Genomic DNA, 20,798 nt, shown 5'->3' on the forward strand with positions numbered 1-20,798 from the left:
CAGGGAGTTTCACATGAGCGAGGCAATCCCACTGGACGTCGTGCTGGTGCACGTCGACCGCGCACTGAACGGTATGACGGCGACCCTGCGTGATCTGGGCGACGACCTGGTGAATGCCGGGACGGACCTGCCGGGTGGCAACACGGCGTACCAGATCGTGCGGCACTGCTGCGGCGTCCTGGAGTTCTGGGGCGGGCAGGTGCTGGCCGACCGGCCGATCACGCGCGACCGGCCGGCCGAGTTCACGTCGTCCGGCACGGTCGACGAGCTGGTGGCGCTGGTCGAGCTGCAGCGAGCGGCATTCCGTTCGGACCTCGAGGGATTCGACGGCGAAGCCGCACCCCGCGGACCGCTCGACGAACGCAACATGGACCGTGACGAGGTCCGCACCCAGGGCGGTGTCCTGATGCACGTCTACGAGGAGCTGGCGCAGCACCGCGGGCACCTCGAGATCACGGCCGACATCGTGCGCTCGCAGCGCTGAGACGGCGCGTCGCCTACTCGGGCTCGACGAGCTTGCCGCTCTTGGCGACCTCCGGGTCGGTGCACGATGACAGGTCGAAGCAGCACGGGCGTCGCTTGCCGGAGCGTAGTTTCGAGATGCCGACCTCGACCCGCCGGTCGCGGGTCACCGGATTCTTCGTCGCGTTGATCCAGCGCACCCACTCCCAGCGGGCCATCGGCGTGATGTCCTCCCATACGTCCGTCAGGTCGTGCGCGTCGGCCAGTGCTGCCGAGAAGTCTTCGGGGACTTCGGGTTCCGGCCAGGACTTGGTCGGTTCGATCTCCAGCTGCACCGTGGCTCCGGCATCGAGGTGAAGCTGGCTGCGCAGTCCGTCATCGATCGCGATCCAATGCCCGCGCCGGCCGTCGGGCTCGATCACGGTCGGGTACGGCGTCGCGTTGACCGTGACCGTGGCGGCGATCTGGCCACGCGATGGCAAGGCAGCACTTGCATCCGCCGGCAACCGGACGATCATCCGGTCCCCGATGACCTCGGTCTGTGCGGTGCATTCGACTGCCATACCGCACATTCTGCTGGACACAACTGTCGACTCAGGCCGGCTTGTGCGCCAGCACCAGCAGTGCGTCGTTCTCGATGCGCACGCCCTCCGGGCCGACGAGTGCCGCGAGATCCGCCCGAGCCCGGGCGCGAGTGTCGGGATCCAGCACGAGGTAGCGCGAGTAGGTGAACAGCAGATCCAGCCAGGCGTCTCGGCTGTAGCGGCGCTCCTCGCGGAAGGTCAGCCGCTCGACGGTGAACCCGATGTCGCGCAGGAGACCGTCGACGGACTCCTCGCGCTCCTCGGACGGTCGGGCACTGGGCACCTCGGTCAGGTGTCTTGCATCGACTTCCGAGATGCGTTCCCTCGGCGGGTCCAGCTCGGTGAAGCGATTCCAGTAGAGCGCCAGCGCGCCGCCGGGGTGCAGCAGGTCCCAGGCCTTGCGGGCCGCGGCCTGCGGGTCGACCCAGTGGAACGACTGCGCGAACGAGATGACGTCGAAGCTGCGGCCGGCCGGGTCCCACTCCTCGAACGTCGCGACGTCGATCGGCATACCAGCCGCGCCGGCAAGGCGAGCCATCGCCGGATCGGGTTCGACCGCAAGGACATTCGCGCCGGCCGCACGCAGTTGCCGTGCCGCGATGCCGGTGCCGGAGCCGACATCCAGGACTTCCACCGCAGAGCCGGCGACGGCGGCCAGCACGGCCGCGATCAGGTGCTCGGGGTATGTCGGGCGGTGTTCGTCATACTCCGTCGCGACCGCCCCGAACGACTCGGCACGGGCGCGGTCGAGGTGCAGGTGCTCGTCGGCGCGCTGATGGTCGGGTGCCACCCGGCTCAGTCCGCGTCCGGGCCGTAGGCCGGTGCATCGGAACCGCCACCGTCGGCCGCGAACGCCCGGTAGGCATCGACGATCATCGTCACGCACTGCTCGAGCTCGAGCAGTGGTGTGTTGAGTTGCAGGTGGTAGAGCGTCGGGTCGTCGATGTCGCGGCCATACAGGTGCTGTACGTACTTCGCGCGCGCGGCGTCGACCTCCTCGAGGTTCTTCTCCGCCTGCTCGGGGGAGACCCTGCCCTCGCCGAACTTCTCCGCGGCCCGGATCCGTTCCTCGCGGCTGCCGTAGAGCCGGATTCGCAGCACGTCCGTGCGGTCCTGCAGCGCCGCGGCACCGCCCCGTCCGAGGATCACCGCGCCGTCGGCCAGCGACTCGCACATGATCTTGTTGGCCTCGGTCCGGAACTCCTCGGCCGCTGCACCATCGGCGGCCGCGATCGCGGCGCCGCCACTGATCGTGTCGGCCAGGGGGGCCAGGTTGCGGAAGAATCGGTCGGCGAAACTCAGCTTCCGCTCGCCCTCCTGCGCCTCCTCCAGCGAGACCTGCAACTCACCCGCCACCCGGGCGCTGATCGCGCGATCCAACATCTTGTAGCCGAGTCGTTCCGCAACACGTGGGGCGACGACCCCACCACCCGCGCCGTACGCGGACGAAATGGTGATGCCTGGCATGAAAGCCTCCTGGCGATCGAATTCGGAGAAACTTCGGTCTGCTATCAAGTTGTAGCACTCGTCGGATCGGGTCCGTCACCCGAACGTATCCGCGATCCGGGGTACGCCGCGCGAAATGCACCGAGTGGCGCGAAATAGACTGGCTCGCATGTCTGACCTGTCCCGCGACGAGGTAGCCCACGTCGCCATGCTCGCCCGCATACAACTCACCGACGCCGAGCTCGATCGGCTGGCCGGCCAGTTGGACCAGATCGTCGGGTTCGTGGCCACCGTCGGCGAGATCGCGACCGATGACATCCCGCCGATGTCGCACCCGCTGCCGCTGGAGAACGTCACCCGGCCGGACGAGGTGCGCCCCGGGCTGACGCCCGAGCAGGCGCTTGCCGGTGCACCGCACGCGCAGGCGGAGCGTTTCGCCGTGCCGCGCATTCTGGACGAGGACTGAGGGCCCGAGACGATGACTGATTACACCCGGCTGACGGCTGCCGAAATCGCCGACGCACTCGCCAGTGGCGCCACCACTTCGGTCGAGGTCACCCAAGCGCACCTCGACCGCATCGCCGCGGTCGACGGTGACATCCACGCGTTCCTGCAGGTCGACGCCGAGGGCGCGCTCGCGACGGCGAAGGCCGTGGACGACGCACGTGCGGCGGGCGAGAAGCTCGGCCCGCTCGCCGGCGTTCCGATCGCGGTCAAGGACATCGTCGCGACCGAGGGCCTGGAGACGACCGCGGGCAGCAAGATGCTGCAGGGCTGGATCCCTCCGTATGACGCCACGATCGTCACCAAGATCCGCGCCGCCGGTATGCCGATCCTCGGCAAGACCAACATGGACGAATTCGCCATGGGCAGCTCGACCGAGCACTCGGCATACGGTCCGACGCGCAACCCGTGGGACCTCGACCGCACGCCCGGTGGGTCCGGTGGTGGCTCCTCGGCAGCGGTCGCTGCCTTCGAGGCGCCGCTGGCGATCGGCACCGACACCGGTGGTTCGATCCGTCAGCCCGCGTCGGTCACCGGCACCGTCGGCACCAAGCCGACGTATGGCGGTGTCTCCCGCTACGGCCTCATCGCGCTCGCCAGCTCGCTGGACCAGGCGGGGCCGTGCACCCGCTCGGTGCTCGACGCCGCGCTGTTGCACGAGGTCATCGGTGGACACGACGTCATGGACTCGACCTCCATCGACGCGCCGGTGCCGCCAGTGGTCGAAGCCGCGCGTGAGGCTGACGTGTCCGGCATGAAAATCGGTGTCATCAAAAGCATTTCGGGCGAAGGCTTCCAGCCCGGGGTCAAGCAGCTCTTCGACGAGTCGGTGCAACTGCTCGTCGACCGCGGCGCCGAGGTCATCGAGGTTGAGTGCCCGAGCTTCGAAAAGGGTCTGGCCGCCTACTACCTGATCATGCCGAGTGAGGCCAGCTCCAACCTGGCGCGCTTCGACGCGATGCGATACGGCCTGCGGGTCGGCCCGGAGGGCGTCGACAGCCCCAGCGCGGAGCAGGTCATGGCGGCCACCCGCGAGGCCGGTTTCGGTGACGAGGTCAAGCGCCGCATCATCCTGGGCACCTACGCGTTGTCGTCCGGTTACTACGACGCCTACTACGGCCAGGCCCAGAAGGTCCGGACCCTGATCGCCCGCGACTTCGCCGCGGCCTTCGAGAAGGTCGACGTGCTGGTGACACCGACCGCACCGACGACGGCGTTCAAGCTGGGCGAGAAGCTCGACGACCCGATGGCGATGTACCTCAACGACGTGGCCACCATTCCGGCGAATCTCGCTGGCATTCCTGGCATTTCGATCCCCAACGGCCTTGCTGCCGAGGACGGTCTGCCCAGCGGTTTCCAGATCCTCGCGCCGGCGACCAAGGACGAACGGCTCTACTGCACGGCCGCGGCACTGGAGGCGGCACTGCACGAGAAGTGGGGCGCCCCGATCCTGGCGCAAGCCCCGGCACTGACAGCAAAGGCGGCCAACTGATGACTGACGCAGTCGTCGACTACGACGAGGCGCTCGCGACATACGACCCGGTGATGGGTTTCGAGGTGCACGTCGAGCTCAACACCGCGACCAAGATGTTCTGCGGATGTGCGACGGGCTTCGGCGCCGAGCCGAACTCCCAGGTCTGCCCGGTCTGCCTCGGCCTGCCCGGCGCGCTGCCGGTCGTCAACGGCAAGGCCGTCGAGTCCGCCATCCGCCTCGGCCTGGCGCTGGACTGCAACATCGCGTCCTGGTGCCGTTTCGCCCGGAAGAACTACTTCTACCCGGACATGCCGAAGAACTTCCAGACCAGCCAGTACGACGAGCCGATCTGCTTCGACGGCCACCTCGACGTCGAGATCCCGGCCGCCTCCGGCAAGGGCACCGAGACCTTCCGCGTGGAGATCGAGCGCGCCCACATGGAGGAGGACACCGGTAAGTCGCTGCACGTCGGCGGTGCGACCGGCCGTATCCAGGGTGCCGAGTACTCCCTCGTCGACTTCAACCGCGCCGGCATACCGCTCATCGAGATCGTCACCAAGCCGATCGAGGGCGCAGGGGAGCGGGCACCCGAGATCGCCAAGGCGTATGTCGCCGCGCTGCGCGACCTCGTCAAGGCGCTCGACATCAGCGACGTGAAGATGGAGCAGGGCTCCGTGCGCTGCGACGCGAACGTGTCCCTGCGGCCGATCGGCGCCGAGAAGCTCGGCACCCGCACCGAGACCAAGAACGTCAACTCGCTCCGGTCGATCGAGCGCGCGGTCCGCTACGAGATCAGCCGCCAGGCCGCGGTGCTGAACGACGGTGGCACCATCACCCAGGAGACGCGGCACTGGCACGAGGACACCGGAGTCACCACGTCCGGGCGTCCGAAGTCGGACGCCGACGACTACCGCTATTTCCCCGAGCCGGACCTGGTGCCGGTGGCTCCGACCGCCGACCTGGTCGAGCAGTTGCGCGGCACCCTGCCCGAGCCGCCCGCGCAGCGCCGCAAGCGGCTCCAATCCGACTGGGGCTACAGCGATCTGGAGATGCGCGACGTCATCAACGCGGGCGCGATCGACCTGATCGACGAGTCGGTCGCGGCCGGCGCGACACCCGCGGGCGCCCGCAAGTGGTGGACCGGTGAGCTTGCTCGTCGCGCCAACACCGAGGGCAAGTCGGTGGAGGACTTCAACGTCACCCCGGCGTATGTCGCCGAGCTCGACGGCCTGGTCAAGGACGGCCGGCTCAACGACTCGATGGCCCGCCAGGTGCTCGAAGGTGTCATCGCCGGTGAAGGTTCGCCGACCGCTGTCGCCGACGCCCGCGGACTGGAGCTCGTGCAGGACGACGGCGCGCTCGAAGCCGCCGTCGACAAGGTCATCGCCGCCAACGAGCCGATCGCCGCCAAGGTGCGCGAGGGCAAGCTCAACGCCGCCGGCGCGCTCATCGGCCAGGTCATGAAGGAGCTCAAGGGCCAGGCCGACGCCGCCAAGGCCCGCGAATTGATCCTCGCCAAGCTCACCAGCTGACCCCTTCCTGCCGAGAGGACACCCGTTCACCGAGAGGACACGATTTTTCGGCCCTCGAGCCGTTGTGATGTCTCAGGACATCGGTGACGTTTCTACCTCAGGACATCGGTGACAGTTGATGTCTCAGGACATCGGTGACGGGGGTCTGCTGGTTGGCGAGGAAGCCGCGGGGTCTGCCGTTACCGACGAACGTGATGTGCGGGGCCGGTCGGGGGTGGTTGGCGATCTCGGTGCCGTGTTCGTCGAAGAACGAGATCGTCTGGGTGTCCCACAAGGCGTGGACCTCTGTGCCGGCGTGTGCGGTGCCCAGCTGGTAGCGCACACCCTCAACGCGGGTTTTGCCGTCGGTGTAGACCCGCACGGTGCGTTCGCCGATGTCGGTGCGTTGAGCACGTCGGCGCCGGGGCCTGGTCGTCGTAAGCTCGTCGTCGTCGTCGTCGTCGTTGTCAGGTCGGGGCCGGGGTTCTTCGGCCTTGGGTGTGGCCTCCCACGCCTGTTGCGGGGTGACCCTGCCCGGCAGTCCCTGGTGGGGCCGCTCAGTGTTGTAGATGTGGTCGAACTCATCGACCAGTGCTTGTAATTGGTGCAGGTTGTCGGCCAGTGCTCGCTTGTCCAGCCACCGGAACAGGGTTTGGTGCCAGCGTTCGTTCTTGCCCTGCGTGCTGGGCTTGTAGGGCTTGCCGGTGATCGGCTCGACACCCAAGGCCTTCACGTGTTCCACCAGTTGCCCGGTGTATCCCAGTCGGGACGGGTTCAACGCCATCCCGTTATCGGTCAGCAGCCGTTGCGGCACCCCGTGCGCGGCGATGCCCTTGGACACCACCTCAATCGCGCCGGCGGAGGTTTCCCCGGACGCGGCCAACGACGCGATCGCGTACCGGGAGTGGTCATCGATCAACTGGAAGATGACGCACTTACGGCCACGCGTGAGCACGTACTCGGTCGCGTCCAGTTGCCAGCACGCGTTCGGATTCGGGTACACGAACCGCCGCCACGCGGACCGAGGCTTCTTCTTCGGCTCACGCCGGGCCACACCCCGTTCCCGGAAGATCCGCGCCAATGCCGGGATCGAGGGCGCCGGTAGCCCCATCGAGTTCATCTTGTCGTGCACGCTGATCGGGCCGTGGTCCAGACCCGAGGACTCCAACGACGCTCGCACCCTGACCGCTTCGTCCTTGACCTCTTCGCCGATCCGGGCAGGACTGGTCTTCGGCCGGCGGGACTTGGGTTCCAACACCGCCGCCTCACCCTCGTCGCGGGCGCGAGCACGTAACGCGTAGAACGATTTCCGCGAGATCTGATGCTCCGCGCAGAACGTGGTCACCGCACCACGCGGAGCATCAGACGGCCACTGCGCGATCGCAAGACGGACACGAGGATCAACGGGTTCATTCTTCGCCACTGACCCATCCGAGCCGACGAAGTGTCACCACCAACAACCGATCGGACTGTCACCGATGTCCTGATACAGAACCGTCACCGATGTACTGACACATAACATCGGCGAAATCGGCCGAATTGCCTGTCCTTTCGATGCATCGGGTGTCCTTTCGGCATGAAGACCAGATAGTGCCTGTGGACAACTTCTGCGGGCAGGCGCCGTGAGGTGCCACGCTCGGGCGGCATGAGCCTGGCATCGACCGAACCGACCCAGCCCGGCGTCGCGCTGGAGGCCCATCGTCGCGAGCGAAGCGAGCACGTCGAGCAGTTGCGCAGCCTCGTGCGGTCGACCTCCGCTGCTCGATTGGCCGCCTTCGACCTGTCCGTCGGGGATCGTCCCGACCAGCTGGTGAGGTTGCGGCAGGCCGCCTACGCCAGCGGGCTCGAAAACCTCACTCCCGAGGACCTGCTCATCGTGAAGGCGTGTGCCGTGCAGCAGGCCACTGCTCGACCGGTGGTGTTCTCGCATGGCACCTCCGACGCGATCTGGGGACAGCCGACCATCGGAAACCGCTCTGCGCTAGTCGAATACGTCATGCCGCCGGGTGCACGGGGGCGCAGCGCCGATGTCCGTCGCCGGCGGACCGGACTCGCGACGGAGTGCGTGGAAGTTGGTGGCCTGCTCGTCACGCCATACGAGAGAGCGCTCGTCGATCACGCGAGGCATGCCTCGCTCGAGTCGGGAATCTCGGTGTGCGACAACGCACTTCACCTGGGTCTGACCACCCGCGACGCGCTGCTCGCGGAGCACGACAAGATCCCGAAGGGACGCCGCGGCCGGAGTATGGCGCAGCTCGCCATACATCTCGCCGACGGTCGCGCCGAGTCACCGCTGGAGTCCTTGAGCCGGACGCGGATGTTCCAAGCCAGCCTCCCCATGCCCGACCTGCAACCGAGGTTCGAGGACCGCGAGGGGTTCATCGGCCGCACCGACTTCTGGTGGCCGAGCCTCGGTCTCGTCGGGGAAAGCGACGGCGACTTGAAATATGAAGTCCCGGAAGGCGATCCGGGCCAGGCTGCGATCGACGTGCTGTTGCAGGAGAAGAGGCGGGAGCAACGGCTGCGGCGCCACCCCGACGTTGAGGACGTCGCCCGCTGGGGCTGGGACGACGCGCTGCCACCCGGTCGGCTCCACGGCGTGCTGACAGCCCATCGACTCCATTCGGTCCTCGATGGCGGCTGGCCCGTCCCGGACGGGCCGCTCCCGAAGCGCGCCTTCGTATCCTGACGCACCCCCTTCGCCGAGAGGACACCCTTTCATCGAGAGGACACGCGATTCCGCCCTTTTTCGGTGGTAATCGCCTGTCCCCTCGGTCATTGCGTGTCCTCTCGGCAAAGAGGGCCGGGGTGGGTGTATGCCGGGCGGGCGTGCCGAGGGGCGAACGACGGGCAGCGTATGCCGGGCGGGTCAATGCCGGGTGGGCGTATGACGCGGGTGATCGCCGGGTCGGGGTCAGCTCATCGAGGACAGCGCGGGTATGCCGGAATCGGCCACCGTCCTGCCCTCGGTCACGCTGTGCGTGGCTTCCAACCGGACGCCGCCGCCTGGCAGCACGTCCTTGATGCGCTGTGACACGACCGTCGTCACGCCGTCGCCGCGCATGCTCACGCCATACAGGGCATCGGCGACCTCCATGGTCCGCTTCTGGTGCGTGATGACGATCAACTGGCTGGAGTCACGCAGCTCCTCGAAGAGCGTGATCAACCGGCCGAGGTTCGCGTCGTCGAGCGCCGCCTCGACCTCGTCCATGATGTAGAACGGGCTCGGGCGCGCCTTGAAGATCGCGACGAGCAGCGCCACTGCGACCAGCGACCGCTCGCCACCGGACAGCAGGGACAGCCGCTTGATCTTCTTGCCGGGCGGCCGGGCCTCGACCTCGATGCCGGTCGTGAGCATGTTGCTCGGGTCGGTGAGCGTGATGCGTCCCTCGCCGCCGGGGAAGAGCCGGCTGAAGACGCCCTCGAACTCGCGAGCGGTGTCCTCGAAGGCCTCGGTGAACGCCTGCTCCACCCGCTTGTCGACCTCGGCCACGATGTCGAGCAGGTCGTCCTTGGACTTGCGCAGGTCCTCCAGCTGCTCGGTCAGGAACTTGTGCCGCTCCTCCAGAGCCGCAAACTCTTCCAGCGCAAGGGGATTCACTCGGCCGAGCTGGCTGAGCTTGCGTTCCGCGGATCGCAGCCGCTTCTCCTGCACGTCCCGCACGAACGCGATCGGCTCCGGGAGGTTGTCCGGGTCGTCGTCGGGCCCGGGCACGGGCGGGATGAGCTGATGCGGACCGAACTCCTCGACCAGCACGTCGGGGTCGATGCCGTGCTCCTCGACCGCCTTGGTCTGCAGGGTCTCGATGCGCAGCCGCTGCTGCGCGCGGGCGACCTCGTCGCGGTGGACGCTGTCGGTCAGCTCGCGCAGCTCGTCGCCGACGGCACTGACCCTGGCGCGCTCCTCCTTGAGCGCCTTGTCCAGCTCGCCCTTGATCCGGTCGGCTGTGGTACGGCGCTCGGCCGCGACCTCGAGCAGCTGTGCCACGACGCCGACGGCGTGTCCGGCTCCGGTCTGCACCGCGGCCGCGACACGTGCCTCACGCGCGCGGCGCTCACGTCGGGCGCGAGCCCGCTCGCGGGCCTCGATCTCCGAACGCGCAGCGGACTCAAGGGATTTCGCCCGGTCGGCGAGCGACCTGGCCCGCTCCTCACGGGTGCGCAGTGCCAGCCGTTGCTCGGTCTCGGCGCTGCGCGAGGCAGCGGCCTCCGCGGCGAGCCGGTCGCGCTCGTCGGTCGTCGGCTCCTCCTCGGAGGGCTCCTCGAGCGCGGCCGCGAGGCGCTGCTCCAGCTCGGCAAGCTCCTCACGGCCCGCTGCCAGCTGCTTCTCCGCCTCGGCGTGCTGCAGCTGCAGGCGCTCGCGCTCGGCCTTCGCCCCTCGCATCACCTGGCCGAGCTGGCTGAGCTGCTCGGCGACGGCCGACATACGGGCATCGGACTCGTTGAGCCGCTCCAGCGCGGCATCGACGTCGGCGCTGAGCTCGACCGCCTTGGCGCGCGCCTCCTCGGCCGCGAACTGTGCCTTCTCCCGCCGGTGGGTCGCCTGCTCCATCCGTTCACGGGTCTCGTCGACCGCGGACTGGATCTCGAGCAGGCTGGGTGCTCCTGCAGACCCACCGCGGACGTAGCCTGCGGCATACAGATCACCGTCGACCGTGACGGCGACAACCCGATCACCAAGAGCAGCAACGGCTTTCGCGGTGTCGACGGAGTCGACGAGTGCGACGCGATCCAGCAGCGCCTCCACCGTCGGTTGTATGTCGGCCGGCGCGCCGACCACCTCGCGGGCCCAGCGGGCTCCTTCGGGCAGCGTCGGCCACGAGTCGGTGGATTCCGGTGCCGCACCGCGGAAGAGCATGCCGGCACGACCCGCGTCGTCGGTCCGCAACGCCTGCACCGCGTCCGCCGCCTGATCGAACGAGTCGGCAACCACCGCATCCGCCGCCCAGCCGAGCGCCGCCGCGATCGCGGCCTCGTGCCCCGGCTCGACAGAGACGAGCTCGGAGACCGAGCCGCGCAGCCCACTGGCACCCTCCGCCCCGAGCAGGTGCGCGGCGCCGTCCTTGCGGCGCAGGCTCAGCTCGAGGGCCTCGAGGCGGGCCTGCTGGCCAGTGCGCTCGCGCTCGGCGGTGCGCTCCTCCTCGCGGGCCGCCTCGAACGCTTCCTTGACCTTGTCGAGCTTCGCCTGCGCCTCTTCGTATGCCGTGTCGAGGTCTTCCTCGCCGGCCTCGTCCTGCGCGATCGTCGCTTCGAGAGCCGCGAATTCCCTTTCGGCGCGCGTGGATCGCTCGACGACCTCCGCCATACTCGCGGTCAGGCGGCCAAGCTCGGACTCGCGTGCCTCCGAGCGGCTGCGGCGAGCGCCGACCTGGCCCTCGAGCTTGGCCAGGCCCTCCCGCCGGTCGGCCGCGGCACGGGCGAGCTTGGTCAGTCGCTGCTGCTCGGCCTGGTGCGCCTGCTCGAGGTTCGCCCGGCGTTCGGTGGCCTGCTCCAACGCGACCTGCGCCTGCGCGATCTGCTGCTGCAGCTCGTCGTGCTCATCGCGCACCTTGGCGGCCTGCTGCTGCAGTTGCTCAGGGCTGCGACCGGAGCGGGACTCCTCGTGCTCGTCGTCCTCGGAGAGCAGCCGCACCCGCTCGGCGGCAAGGGTCGCGGTCGCCTCGATGCGTTCCTTGAGGGACGACAGGCCGAACCATTGTTCCTGCGTCTTGGTCAGCGCGGGCGAGATCTGCGCCGCCTCGTGCTCCAACCGCTCGAGCCGTGCCTTGGCCTCGCCGAGGGACTTCTCGACCGACTTCTGCCGCTCCAGCAGCGCGGTCTCGTCGGCGACCTCCTGCTCGAGGTTGCTGGTCAGCTGCGCCAGGTCGTCGGCCAGCAGCCGCAGGCGCGCGTCGCGCACGTCGGCCTGGATCGTCGCGGCCTTGCGCGCGGTTTCCGCCTGGCGGCCGAGCGGGCCGAGTTGGCGGCGGATCTCGGTGGTGAGGTCGGTGACGCGGGAGAGGTTGGCCTCCATCGCGTCGAGCTTGCGCAGCGCGCGTTCCTTGCGCTTGCGGTGCTTCAGGACACCGGCCGCCTCCTCGATGAAGCCGCGTCGCTCCTCGGGCGTCGCGCGCAGGACGGCATCCAGCTGCCCCTGCCCGACGATGACGTGCATCTCACGGCCGATACCGGAGTCGGACAGCAGCTCCTGGATGTCCAGCAGCCGGCAGGAGGTGCCGTTGATGGCGTATTCGGAGCCGCCGCCCTTGAACATCGTGCGGCTGATCGTCACCTCGGTGTAGTCGATCGGCAGCGCACCGTCGGAGTTGTCGATCGTCAGCGTCACCTCGGCGCGGCCGAGCGGCGCACGCCCCGCCGTACCGGCGAAGATGACGTCCTCCATCTTGCCGCCGCGCAGGCTCTTGGCGCCCTGCTCCCCCATCACCCAGGCGAGCGCGTCGACGACGTTGGACTTGCCGGAGCCGTTGGGTCCCACGATGCAGGTGATGCCCGGCTCGAGCTTCATCGAGGTCGCCGAGGCGAAGGACTTGAAGCCCTTCAGGGTCAGGCTCTTGACGTACACGAGCTGGCTGGCTCCTCTGCGGCACTGGTATGGCGATCCCGGCCACTCTACTTGCCGTCACGCCGTGAGCCGCGCAATGACGGGCGCCGGGCGTACCGCAGTCTCCACCGGGGAGACCTGTGCACGCGTCAGCTCAGCGCGAGCTTCAGCCCCGCATGGCTGTGCACGAAGCCCAGCGACTCATAGAAACGTATGGCGCCGTCGCGCTGCAGGTCGCTCGTCAGCTGCACCAGCACAGCGCCCTCCTGGCGGGCCAGCTCGATCACGAAGGTGAACAGCGCCCGGCCCACACCCTGCCCGCGCAGCGTCTCCGACACCCGCACCGCCTCGATCTGGGCACGCAACGCGCCGCCACGCGACAGGCTGCGGACGAAGCCGAGCTGCAGTGTGCCGACGACCACGTCCTGCTCGTCCAGCAGCACCAGCAGGTGCTCGGTGGGGTCGGCGTCGATGGTCGCGAAGGCTTCGTCATACACATCAGTCGCGCCCGACTCACGGTCCCGGCCAAGCATGTCGTTCGCGAGCAACTCCACGACAGCGGGCACCTGATCCGCGGTCGCCTCGGCGACCCGGACACCGGGGACGCCGGGCAGTGCTCCGAGGGACAACCCAGCCCCTTCATCGCGAGTGACGGCTTCTTCGGTGACTGACGGTCGGAACGCGCCGTCACTCGGCGAGGAAGCCGTCATTCGGCCAGGGTTGCGCGGTCGGTGAACACGATCGGGTCGCCGTCGGTGATCGCGATGGTGTGCTCGGAGTGCGCACCGCGCGATCCGTCCGCCGAGCGCAGCGTCCAGCCGTCGGGATCGGTGTAGATCTCGTCGGTGGCGCGCATGAACCACGGCTCGATCGCGATGACCAGGCCGGGCCGCAGCTTCATCCCGCGACCGGCGCGGCCGTCGTTGGCCACGTGCGGGTCGCCGTGCATCGTGCGGCCGACGCCGTGCCCGCCGAACTGCGTGTTGACCGTGTAGCCCGCGGCACGCGCCACGTCACCGATCGTCGCGGAGATGTCCCCCAGCTTGTTGCCGGAGCGCGCGACCTCGATGGCGGCCGCGAGCGCGTCCTCGGTGGCCTTGATGACGCGCAGGTCCTCGGGGTCCTGCTGCCCGACGACGACGGACAGCGCGGAGTCCGCCACCCAGCCGTCGACACTGGCCGCGAAGTCGACCGACAGCAGGTCGCCGTCACGCAGCGCGTAGTCGTGCGGCAGGCCGTGCAGCACCGCGTCGTTGACGCTGGTGCACAGCACCTTGCCGAAGGGCATCGCGCCGAAACTGGGGTGATAGTCGATGTAGCACGACTCGGCGCCCGCATCGCGAATCATCTTGTGCGCCAACGCATCCAGCTCCAACAGGTTGACGCCGACGTCGGCGGCGTCCTGCAGTGCGGTCAGCACGGACGCGACGAAGCGCCCGGCGGGGCGCATGGCCTCGATCTCGGCGGGGGTCTTGAGTTCGATCACGAGGACACCGTATGACGAGCAGGCCTCCCGTGCCGCATCGTGACCTGTGGGATGTGGGTGCTCCACCTCCTGAATCATGTACCGGGGATATCCTGAGGGTGGGAACGGACGAGGCTGCCGAACCTGCTGGTCCACCTGCTCCACGCGGCAACCTTCGGGCCGGTCCGTGAGGTGATCACGATGCTTCTGCTCGGAGTCCTGCTCGTTCTGGCCGGCGTGACGGTGGTTGTCGTCGAAGCGCACGTCACCACTGCCGGCGTGCTCGGTGTTGCCGGCACACTGTCCACGGCCTCCGGTGTCGGGCTGATCCTTGCCGCCACGGGCGCCGCGCTCTGGGTGACGATCCCGATCGCGACGCTGCTGGCGATCGCGGGACTGGTGACCATGCTGATGATCGCGCGCGAGGTGATCGTCGCGGGCAGTCAGGAGATCCGGACCGGGCCGGACGCACTGGTCGGCCGAAAGGCGCGCGTGACGTCGTGGTCCGGCCGCGAGGGCCGCGTCACCGTCGACGGGGCGCTGTGGCACGCGGAGCCGGCATTCGGCTGGGAGGACCCACTGCCCGTGCCGGGTGACACCGTCGTGGTGACCGAGCTCGACGGTTTGTCCCTTTCGGTACGACGCCCGCATGCCTGGGAGGTGAAGCCGGTATGGAAGCCCTCATCACTCTCGTTGTGATCCTCGGCTTCATCCTGGTCGCCCTGCTCGGCTCGTCGGTCCGGATCCTGCGCGAATACGAACGCGGGGTCGTCTTCCGGCTGGGTCGGCTGGTGAACCTCAAGGAGCCGGGACTCGCCCTGCTGATCCCGGTCGTCGACCGCATGGTGCGGGTCGACCTGCGCATCGTGACGCTCAACGTGCCGGCCCAGGACATCATCACCCGCGACAACGTGCCGGTGCGCGTCACCGCCGTCGCCTACTTCCGCGTGCTGGACGCCAACCGCGCGATCGTCGAGGTCGAGAACTTCCTGGCGGCAACGACCCAGATCGCGCAGACCTCCCTGCGTGCCGTGCTCGGCAAGGCCGAGCTGGACACGCTGTTGTCCGAGCGTGAACGGCTGAACGAGGACCTGCAGAAGGTCATCGACCAGCAGACCGAGCCGTGGGGTGTGAAGGTCTCGGTGGTCGAGATCAAGGACGTCGAGATCCCCGGCAGCATGCAACGCGCCATCGCCCGGCAGGCAGAGGCCGAACGCGAGCGCCGCGCCAAGGTGATCAATGCCGAGGGCGAGTTCCAGGCGTCCGCACAGTTGGCCAACGCCGCCGACGTGATGAGCCGCAACCCCACGGCGCTGCAGTTGCGCTACCTGCAGACGCTGGTCGAGATCGGCGGCACCAGCAAGTCCTCGGTCGTCATACCGCTGCCGATCGACATCAAGCCGCTGCTCGAGCAGGTCACCGGGCACCCGGCAGCGCAACCGGATGGTGAGCCACCGGACGAGGCGTAGTTGTATGGCGGCATGCATTTCTACCGCCCGTCCGAGGGCCACCGGCTCGCCCACGACCCGTTCAACTCGATCGTCGCGCCGCGGCCGATCGGCTGGATCGGGACCGTCGATGCACAGGGGCGGCGCAACCTGGCGCCATACTCCTTCTTCAACGCGCTGCACTACACGCCGCCGCTGATCGGATTCTCCAGCAACGGCTGGAAGGGCACGGTCGGAAACTGTGACGCCACAAGGGAATTCACCTGGAACCTCGCCACCCGCGAGCTCGCGGAGCAGATGAACGCCACCTCCACGACACACGACGTGGACGAGTTCGAGGTCGCCGGTCTGGAGGCCGCACCCTCGACGGAGGTCAACGCCCCGCGGGTCGCCGCGTCACCGGTCAACTTCGAATGCCGCGTGACGCAGGTCGTCCCCCTGCAGTCGGCGCAGGGTGCTGCCGTCGGAAGCTGGTTCGTCGTGGGCGAGGTCGTCGGCATACACATCGACGAACGGCTCGTGGAGAGTGGCGTTTTCGACACACTCGCCGCCGATCCACTGCTGCGCGCCGGCGGCCCGACCACGTACTTCGGGATCACCGCCGACACCCGGCTGGACATGCGCCGCCCGGACTGATTCCCCGCACGGGCCGCCGTTCAGTCGATGATGGCGATCGCCGTGAGCCAGGCGGCCACGACGATCGGGTAACCGCCCAGCGGCCACCAGCTGAGCACGCGGTGCCGCACGGCAGCCCGGACCAGGCCGCCGAGTCCGACCACCACCGCGATCAGCAGCAGTCCCATCGCCAGGAACCACGCCGTCGTGGCGGCCTCCGACGAGACGCAGTTCGGCCCGGAGCCGCCGGCGCAGCCGTCGCCCGACATCCCGATGCCGAGGGTGAGTCCGAAGCCGGAGAACGCGACGACACCCAACAACCCCGTCGCCAGCAGGACCGAACACACCACGTCCACCGCGTACCAGGTGTCGTCGCGCCGACGCCGGCGCCTCGCCCATGCGCTTTCGTGCGATTCGGGCGCACGGGACGCCGGTGGTTGTGCTGGGTTCGTCATACGTTCAACGTCTCTCTCGGTGCGTGCAGCTGGGTGCGATGCGTCGCCCGTATGACGCGGCCCGTCGCGCCGCGGATCCCTGACCGCGCCCGGGTGACCGGCCGGTAACCGGCCCGGCGAGATGACACGCCACCGGCGACGTAGCCTTGATGTCGTGACTGTTGCACCTGAGGGCCGCAAGATGCTGCGCGTCGAGGCGCGTAACTCCGAGACACCGATCGAGCGCAAGCCCAGCTGGATTCGCACCACCGCGAAGATGGGCCCGGCATACACCGGCCTGCACCAGCTGGTGAAGAGCGAGGGTCTGCACACGGTCTGCCAGGAAGCCAGCTGTCCCAACATCTTCGAGTGTTGGGAGGACCGTGAGGCGACCTTCCTCATCGGCGGTGACGTGTGCACGCGCCGCTGCGACTTCTGCGACATCGCCACCGGTCGGCCCACCGAGCTGGATTTGGACGAGCCGCGCCGCGTCGCGGAGTCCATCCGCGAGATGAACCTGCGCTACTGCACGGTGACCGGCGTCGCACGCGACGACCAGCCCGACGGTGCCGCCGGCCTGTATGCCGAGACGATCCGCCAGATCCACGCGCTCAACCCCAACACCGGTGTCGAGATCCTGCCTCCCGACTTCGGCGCCAAGCCGGAGCTGGTCGGTCAGGTCTTCGACGCACAGCCCGAGGTCTTCGCGCACAACCTGGAGACGGTACCGCGCATCTTCAAGCGGATCCGTCCCGCATTCACCTACGACAAGTCACTGCGGGTGCTCACCATGGCCAAGGAGGCGGGACTGATCACCAAGTCCAACCTGATCCTCGGCATGGGCGAGGAGGACCACGAGGTCGAAGAGGCGATCCGCGACCTGCACGAGGCGGGCTGTGACATCCTCACCATCACCCAGTACCTGCGCCCCTCCCCCAAGCACCACCCGATCGACCGCTGGGTCAAGCCGCAGGAGTTCGTGCACTGGTCCGACGTCGCCACCGACCTGGGCTTCCTCGGCGTGATGGCCGGGCCGCTGGTGCGTTCGTCATACCGCGCCGGGAAGCTGTATGCCGGGGCGATGGCCAAGCTCGGGCGGGAGCTGCCGGCGCATTTGACCCACCTTGCGGCGGCATCGTCGTCGCCCGCGCGTCAGGAGGCCGCCGCACTCGTGGAGCGGGTCGGCGCTGACATATCCTGATAGGTATGTCGACGCAGCCCGAGAAGAAGTCCCGTTTCTCCCGCAAGCCCAAGGACCCGGACAACCCCGGGCGGCTGTCGCAGTTCAAGACGCTCTACCAGGCGTCGGTCAAGCAGAACCCCAAGATCCCGCTGTGGATGGCACTGACGTTCGTCGTCACGCTGCTGGTCTTCATGGTCCTGCTGCACTTCATCTGGAGCAGCTGGATCTACACGGCGATCCTCGGCGCGATCTTCGGCCTGCTCGCCACGGTCATCGTCTTCGGCCGGCTGGCAGAGCGTGCGGCATACGGGTCGCTGGAGGGCCAGGCCGGCGGCACGGGCGCCGCACTGCAGAGCCTCAAGCGCGGCTGGGTCTACGAGCAGGAGCCGGTCGCGGCTGAAGCCGGTCGGGCACGCAAGATGTCCGAACTCTCCAACGCTGCCATGGTGTTTCGCGCCATCGGCAAGCCGGGCGTCGTGCTGATCGGTGAGGGCCCGAGCGGCGCGAGCCGCAAGCTGCTGGAGTCCGAGCGCAAGCGGGTCGCCCGCGTCGCCGGTCCCGAGGTGCCCGTCCACGTCCTGCGCGTCGGCGCGGGCGAGGACACCGTCAAGCTCGGCAACCTGGCCAAGACGATGAAGGGCCTGGACAAGAAGCTCACCGATGCCGAGGTCCAGGCCGTCACCAAGCGCCTGCGCGCACTCGGCGCCAGCAAGCCGCCGATCCCCAAGGGCGTCGACCCGCGCAACGCACCGCGCATGGACCGCAAGGCGATGCGCGGCCGGTAGGCGCCCGGAAGTCAGCGGGTACGCCGCAGCACCGTGCCGGCGAACCGGTCGTGCAGCCCGCGGCCGTCCTTGTCCCAGATCACGGCCGGCACGAAGATGCACAGCAGCACGCTGCGGATCAACGCGCCGAGCGGTCCCGCCGGTGCACCCGACACCTTGGCGACGTGCATGCCCATGATGCGGTGACCGAGCGTCGAGCCGAGTGTGCCCACCAATAGGACGTTTTCGACGAAGAACACCGCCAGCGGAGCCCAGCTGGTGCCGCCTCCGCCGAACTCGTAACCGAAGAAGCCGGCCGCGATCACCGAGCACACCAGCCAGTCGATGATGACGGCGACGATGCGTGGTCCGAGCCGGGCCATGGACCCGGGTCCGGCGGCGGGCATCCCGAGGGTGGCGCCGGCGTGGGCCGTCACCGGATCCTGCGCGGGCTGGTTACTCGTCGTCACGGACGTCGAGCCTAGACGGCGGCCCGCGCAGTCTCATCTGGCGTACACCACGGTGTGGCGTAGGACACATCGTTTCGGGGCGGTGGCCGTTATCAGCGGTTTTTCAGGAATACTCCCGATCCCCCGTGACCCCAACGCTTTTCGGGGCGAGGCGGGACGCGCCATACACCGTTGCGCGTAACACGGTCGAAACATATGGGTCATGGCCGAGAAATGACAACGCAGTAAAGTCATCCGCGGCGCACGGCGCTTGGAGCCGTCGCGAGAGCCTGACATCGATGGAGGATCCATGTTCACCACGGCCGACGAGGTCTTGAAGTTCATCAAGGATGAGGACGTCGAATTCGTCGACGTCCGTTTCTGTGACCTTCCCGGGGTGATGCAGCACTTCAACGTCCCAGCGGCCTCGCTCGACGAGGAAGCCCTCAAGGAGGGCGCGATGTTCGACGGTTCGTCGATCCGCGGCTTCCAGGCGATCCACGAGTCCGACATGAAGCTCATCGCGGACCCGACCAGCGCCTACCTGGACCCGTACCGCAAGCACAAGACGCTGATCCTCAACTTCTCGATCGTCGACCCGTTCACCGGGGAGCCCTACTCGCGCGACCCGCGCAACATCGCGGCGAAGGCCGAGGCCTACCTGAAGTCGACCGGCATCGCCGACACCGCCTATTTCGGCGCCGAGGCGGAGTTCTACATCTTCGACGACGTCCGCTTCGAGACCAAGGCCAACGCCGGCTACTACTACATCGACTCCGTCGAGGGCGCCTGGAACACCGGCCGCGAGGAAGACGGCGGCAACCTCGGCTACAAGCCGCGCTACAAGGGTGGCTACTTCCCCGTCGCTCCTGTCGACCACTTCTCGGACCTGCGTGACGACATCAGCGCCCAGCTGGGCAACGTCGGCCTCAACGTCGAGCGCGCGCACCACGAGGTCGGCACCGCCGGCCAGCAGGAGATCAACTACACGTTCGGCACGCTGCTGCAGTCCGGCGACGACGTCATGAAGTTCAAGTACGTCGTCAAGAACACCTGCTTCGCGGCGGGCAAGACGGCCACCTTCATGCCGAAGCCGATCTTCGGTGACAACGGTTCGGGCATGCACACCCACCAGTCCCTGTGGAAGGACGGCAAGCCGCTCTTCTACGACGAGAAGGGGTATGGCGGTCTGTCCGACCTGGCCCGCTGGTACGTCGGCGGCCTGCTGAAGCATGCTCCGTCGCTGCTGGCCTTCACCAACCCGACGGTGAACTCCTACCACCGCCTGGTCCCGGGCTACGAGGCTCCGGTCAACCTGGTCTACTCGGCGCGCAACCGCTCGGCCTGCATCCGCATCCCGATCGCGGGCACCTCGCCGAAGGCCAAGCGCATCGAGTTCCGCATCCCGGACCCGTCGGCCAACCCCTACCTGTCCTTCGCGGCGCAGCTGATGGCCGGCCTGGACGGCATCAAGAACCGCATCGAGCCGCCGGAGCCGGTGGACAAGGACCTCTACGAGCTGCCCCCGGAGGAGCACGCCAACATCGAGCAGGTCCCCGACTCGTTGCCGGCCGTCCTCGACGCGCTGGAGGCCGACCACGACTTCCTCACCGAGGGCGGTGTCTTCACCGAGGACCTCATCGAGACCTGGATCGATTACAAGCGCACGCACGAGGTCGACCCGCTGCGCTTCCGTCCGCACCCGCACGAGTTCGAGCTGTACTACGACATCTGAGGAGTGAGGCGGAGGTATGCCGAGCGCCAGCGAGGTATGCCGTAGCCGAGCCCCGCAAGATGTCGTCATCAAGTACGACATCTGAGTTCACGCGGGTCGAGTAGCGCGAGGAACGAGCGCGTATCGAGACCACGCACTCAAGCGGGTCGAGTAGCGCGAGGAACGAGCGCGTATCGAGACCAC

Annotated in this window: 20 protein-coding genes; 11 read left to right on the plus strand and 9 right to left on the minus strand. The window is 68.2% G+C overall.

What is annotated here, in order from left to right; all coding sequences use genetic code 11:
* Positions 1–13: 13 nt before the first annotated feature.
* On the plus strand, positions 14–484 hold the full coding sequence (locus VG502_RS15955) for a mycothiol transferase (protein WP_325551059.1): 471 nt from the start codon (positions 14–16) through the stop codon (positions 482–484).
* A gap of 13 nt (positions 485–497) precedes the next feature.
* Here VG502_RS15955 and VG502_RS15960 read toward each other — a convergent pair whose 3' ends face one another.
* Genes VG502_RS15960 through VG502_RS15970 form a run of 3 tightly spaced genes read right to left on the minus strand, consistent with a single transcriptional unit; the run spans position 498 to position 2,513 of the window.
* Positions 498–1,025 (minus strand): YdeI/OmpD-associated family protein, encoded by a 528-nt coding sequence (locus tag VG502_RS15960; RefSeq protein WP_325551060.1) that lies wholly within the window; start codon positions 1,023–1,025, stop codon positions 498–500.
* Positions 1,026–1,056: 31 nt separating this feature from the next.
* The gene (locus VG502_RS15965; protein WP_325551061.1) at positions 1,057–1,836 is read right to left on the minus strand and encodes a class I SAM-dependent methyltransferase; all 780 of its coding nucleotides are present in this window, start codon (positions 1,834–1,836) and stop codon (positions 1,057–1,059) included.
* Between the two features lie 5 nt (positions 1,837–1,841).
* Entirely contained in the window at positions 1,842–2,513 is a 672-nt protein-coding gene (locus VG502_RS15970) for a cytidylate kinase-like family protein (protein WP_325551062.1), read from the minus strand.
* Positions 2,514–2,661: 148 nt separating this feature from the next.
* Here VG502_RS15970 and gatC point away from each other — a divergent pair, with 148 nt between their 5' ends.
* The 3 genes from gatC to gatB are packed head-to-tail and all read left to right on the plus strand — an operon-like array spanning position 2,662 to position 6,002.
* Entirely contained in the window at positions 2,662–2,958 is a 297-nt protein-coding gene (gene gatC, locus VG502_RS15975; protein ID WP_325551063.1) for an Asp-tRNA(Asn)/Glu-tRNA(Gln) amidotransferase subunit GatC, read from the plus strand.
* A 12-nt stretch (positions 2,959–2,970) separates the two neighbouring features.
* Positions 2,971–4,488, plus strand: coding sequence for an Asp-tRNA(Asn)/Glu-tRNA(Gln) amidotransferase subunit GatA (gene gatA / locus VG502_RS15980; protein ID WP_325551064.1), 1,518 nt, complete (start codon positions 2,971–2,973; stop codon positions 4,486–4,488).
* The gene (gene gatB / locus VG502_RS15985; protein ID WP_325551065.1) at positions 4,488–6,002 is read left to right on the plus strand and encodes an Asp-tRNA(Asn)/Glu-tRNA(Gln) amidotransferase subunit GatB; all 1,515 of its coding nucleotides are present in this window, start codon (positions 4,488–4,490) and stop codon (positions 6,000–6,002) included. Before gatA ends, gatB begins: the two co-directional genes overlap by 1 nt.
* Positions 6,003–6,099: 97 nt before the next feature.
* Here gatB and VG502_RS15990 read toward each other — a convergent pair whose 3' ends face one another.
* On the minus strand, positions 6,100–7,404 hold the full coding sequence (locus VG502_RS15990) for an integrase core domain-containing protein (RefSeq protein WP_422653657.1): 1,305 nt from the start codon (positions 7,402–7,404) through the stop codon (positions 6,100–6,102).
* A 222-nt stretch (positions 7,405–7,626) separates the two neighbouring features.
* On the opposite strand from VG502_RS15990, the gene VG502_RS15995 reads away from it, so the two are divergent.
* Positions 7,627–8,670, plus strand: coding sequence for a hypothetical protein (locus VG502_RS15995; RefSeq protein ID WP_325551067.1), 1,044 nt, complete (start codon positions 7,627–7,629; stop codon positions 8,668–8,670).
* A gap of 225 nt (positions 8,671–8,895) precedes the next feature.
* Here the strand turns inward: VG502_RS15995 and smc are convergent, their stop codons facing one another.
* From smc to map, 3 genes are all read right to left on the minus strand, one after another.
* A complete protein-coding gene (gene smc / locus VG502_RS16000; protein WP_325551068.1) occupies positions 8,896–12,543 on the minus strand; it encodes a chromosome segregation protein SMC in 3,648 nt (1,215 codons plus the stop codon).
* Positions 12,544–12,671: 128 nt separating this feature from the next.
* Positions 12,672–13,151, minus strand: coding sequence for a GNAT family N-acetyltransferase (locus VG502_RS16005; RefSeq protein WP_325551069.1), 480 nt, complete (start codon positions 13,149–13,151; stop codon positions 12,672–12,674).
* Between the two features lie 77 nt (positions 13,152–13,228).
* Positions 13,229–14,008: a type I methionyl aminopeptidase gene (gene map, locus VG502_RS16010; RefSeq protein WP_325551070.1), complete on the minus strand. Its 780-nt coding sequence runs from the start codon at positions 14,006–14,008 to the stop codon at positions 13,229–13,231.
* 180 nt (positions 14,009–14,188) lie between these two features.
* Between map and VG502_RS16015 the strand changes: the two genes are divergently transcribed.
* The 3 genes from VG502_RS16015 to VG502_RS16025 are packed head-to-tail and all read left to right on the plus strand — an operon-like array spanning position 14,189 to position 16,071.
* Positions 14,189–14,686, plus strand: coding sequence for an NfeD family protein (locus tag VG502_RS16015; RefSeq protein WP_325551071.1), 498 nt, complete (start codon positions 14,189–14,191; stop codon positions 14,684–14,686).
* On the plus strand, positions 14,659–15,456 hold the full coding sequence (locus VG502_RS16020) for a slipin family protein (RefSeq protein ID WP_325551072.1): 798 nt from the start codon (positions 14,659–14,661) through the stop codon (positions 15,454–15,456). The genes VG502_RS16015 and VG502_RS16020 overlap by 28 nt, the downstream gene beginning before the upstream one ends.
* A gap of 12 nt (positions 15,457–15,468) precedes the next feature.
* Positions 15,469–16,071: a flavin reductase family protein gene (locus tag VG502_RS16025; RefSeq protein ID WP_325551073.1), complete on the plus strand. Its 603-nt coding sequence runs from the start codon at positions 15,469–15,471 to the stop codon at positions 16,069–16,071.
* A 20-nt stretch (positions 16,072–16,091) separates the two neighbouring features.
* Here VG502_RS16025 and VG502_RS16030 read toward each other — a convergent pair whose 3' ends face one another.
* The gene (locus tag VG502_RS16030) at positions 16,092–16,505 is read right to left on the minus strand and encodes a hypothetical protein (protein ID WP_325551074.1); all 414 of its coding nucleotides are present in this window, start codon (positions 16,503–16,505) and stop codon (positions 16,092–16,094) included.
* Positions 16,506–16,659: 154 nt separating this feature from the next.
* Between VG502_RS16030 and lipA the strand changes: the two genes are divergently transcribed.
* On the plus strand, positions 16,660–17,685 hold the full coding sequence (lipA, locus tag VG502_RS16035) for a lipoyl synthase (RefSeq protein WP_325551075.1): 1,026 nt from the start codon (positions 16,660–16,662) through the stop codon (positions 17,683–17,685).
* Positions 17,686–17,690: 5 nt separating this feature from the next.
* The gene (locus VG502_RS16040) at positions 17,691–18,452 is read left to right on the plus strand and encodes a DUF4191 domain-containing protein (protein ID WP_325551076.1); all 762 of its coding nucleotides are present in this window, start codon (positions 17,691–17,693) and stop codon (positions 18,450–18,452) included.
* An 11-nt stretch (positions 18,453–18,463) separates the two neighbouring features.
* Here the strand turns inward: VG502_RS16040 and VG502_RS16045 are convergent, their stop codons facing one another.
* Positions 18,464–18,901 carry an RDD family protein gene (locus VG502_RS16045; RefSeq protein WP_325551077.1) on the minus strand — a complete coding sequence of 146 codons (438 nt, stop codon included), beginning with the start codon at positions 18,899–18,901 and terminating at the stop codon, positions 18,464–18,466.
* A gap of 289 nt (positions 18,902–19,190) precedes the next feature.
* Between VG502_RS16045 and glnA the strand changes: the two genes are divergently transcribed.
* Positions 19,191–20,615 carry a type I glutamate--ammonia ligase gene (gene glnA, locus VG502_RS16050; RefSeq protein ID WP_325551078.1) on the plus strand — a complete coding sequence of 475 codons (1,425 nt, stop codon included), beginning with the start codon at positions 19,191–19,193 and terminating at the stop codon, positions 20,613–20,615.
* The last annotated feature ends 183 nt before the right edge of the window (positions 20,616–20,798 follow it).

Origin of the sequence: Flexivirga sp. (assembly GCF_035551235.1) — a bacterium.
In the GTDB taxonomy this organism is placed as follows: domain Bacteria; phylum Actinomycetota; class Actinomycetes; order Actinomycetales; family Dermatophilaceae; genus Flexivirga.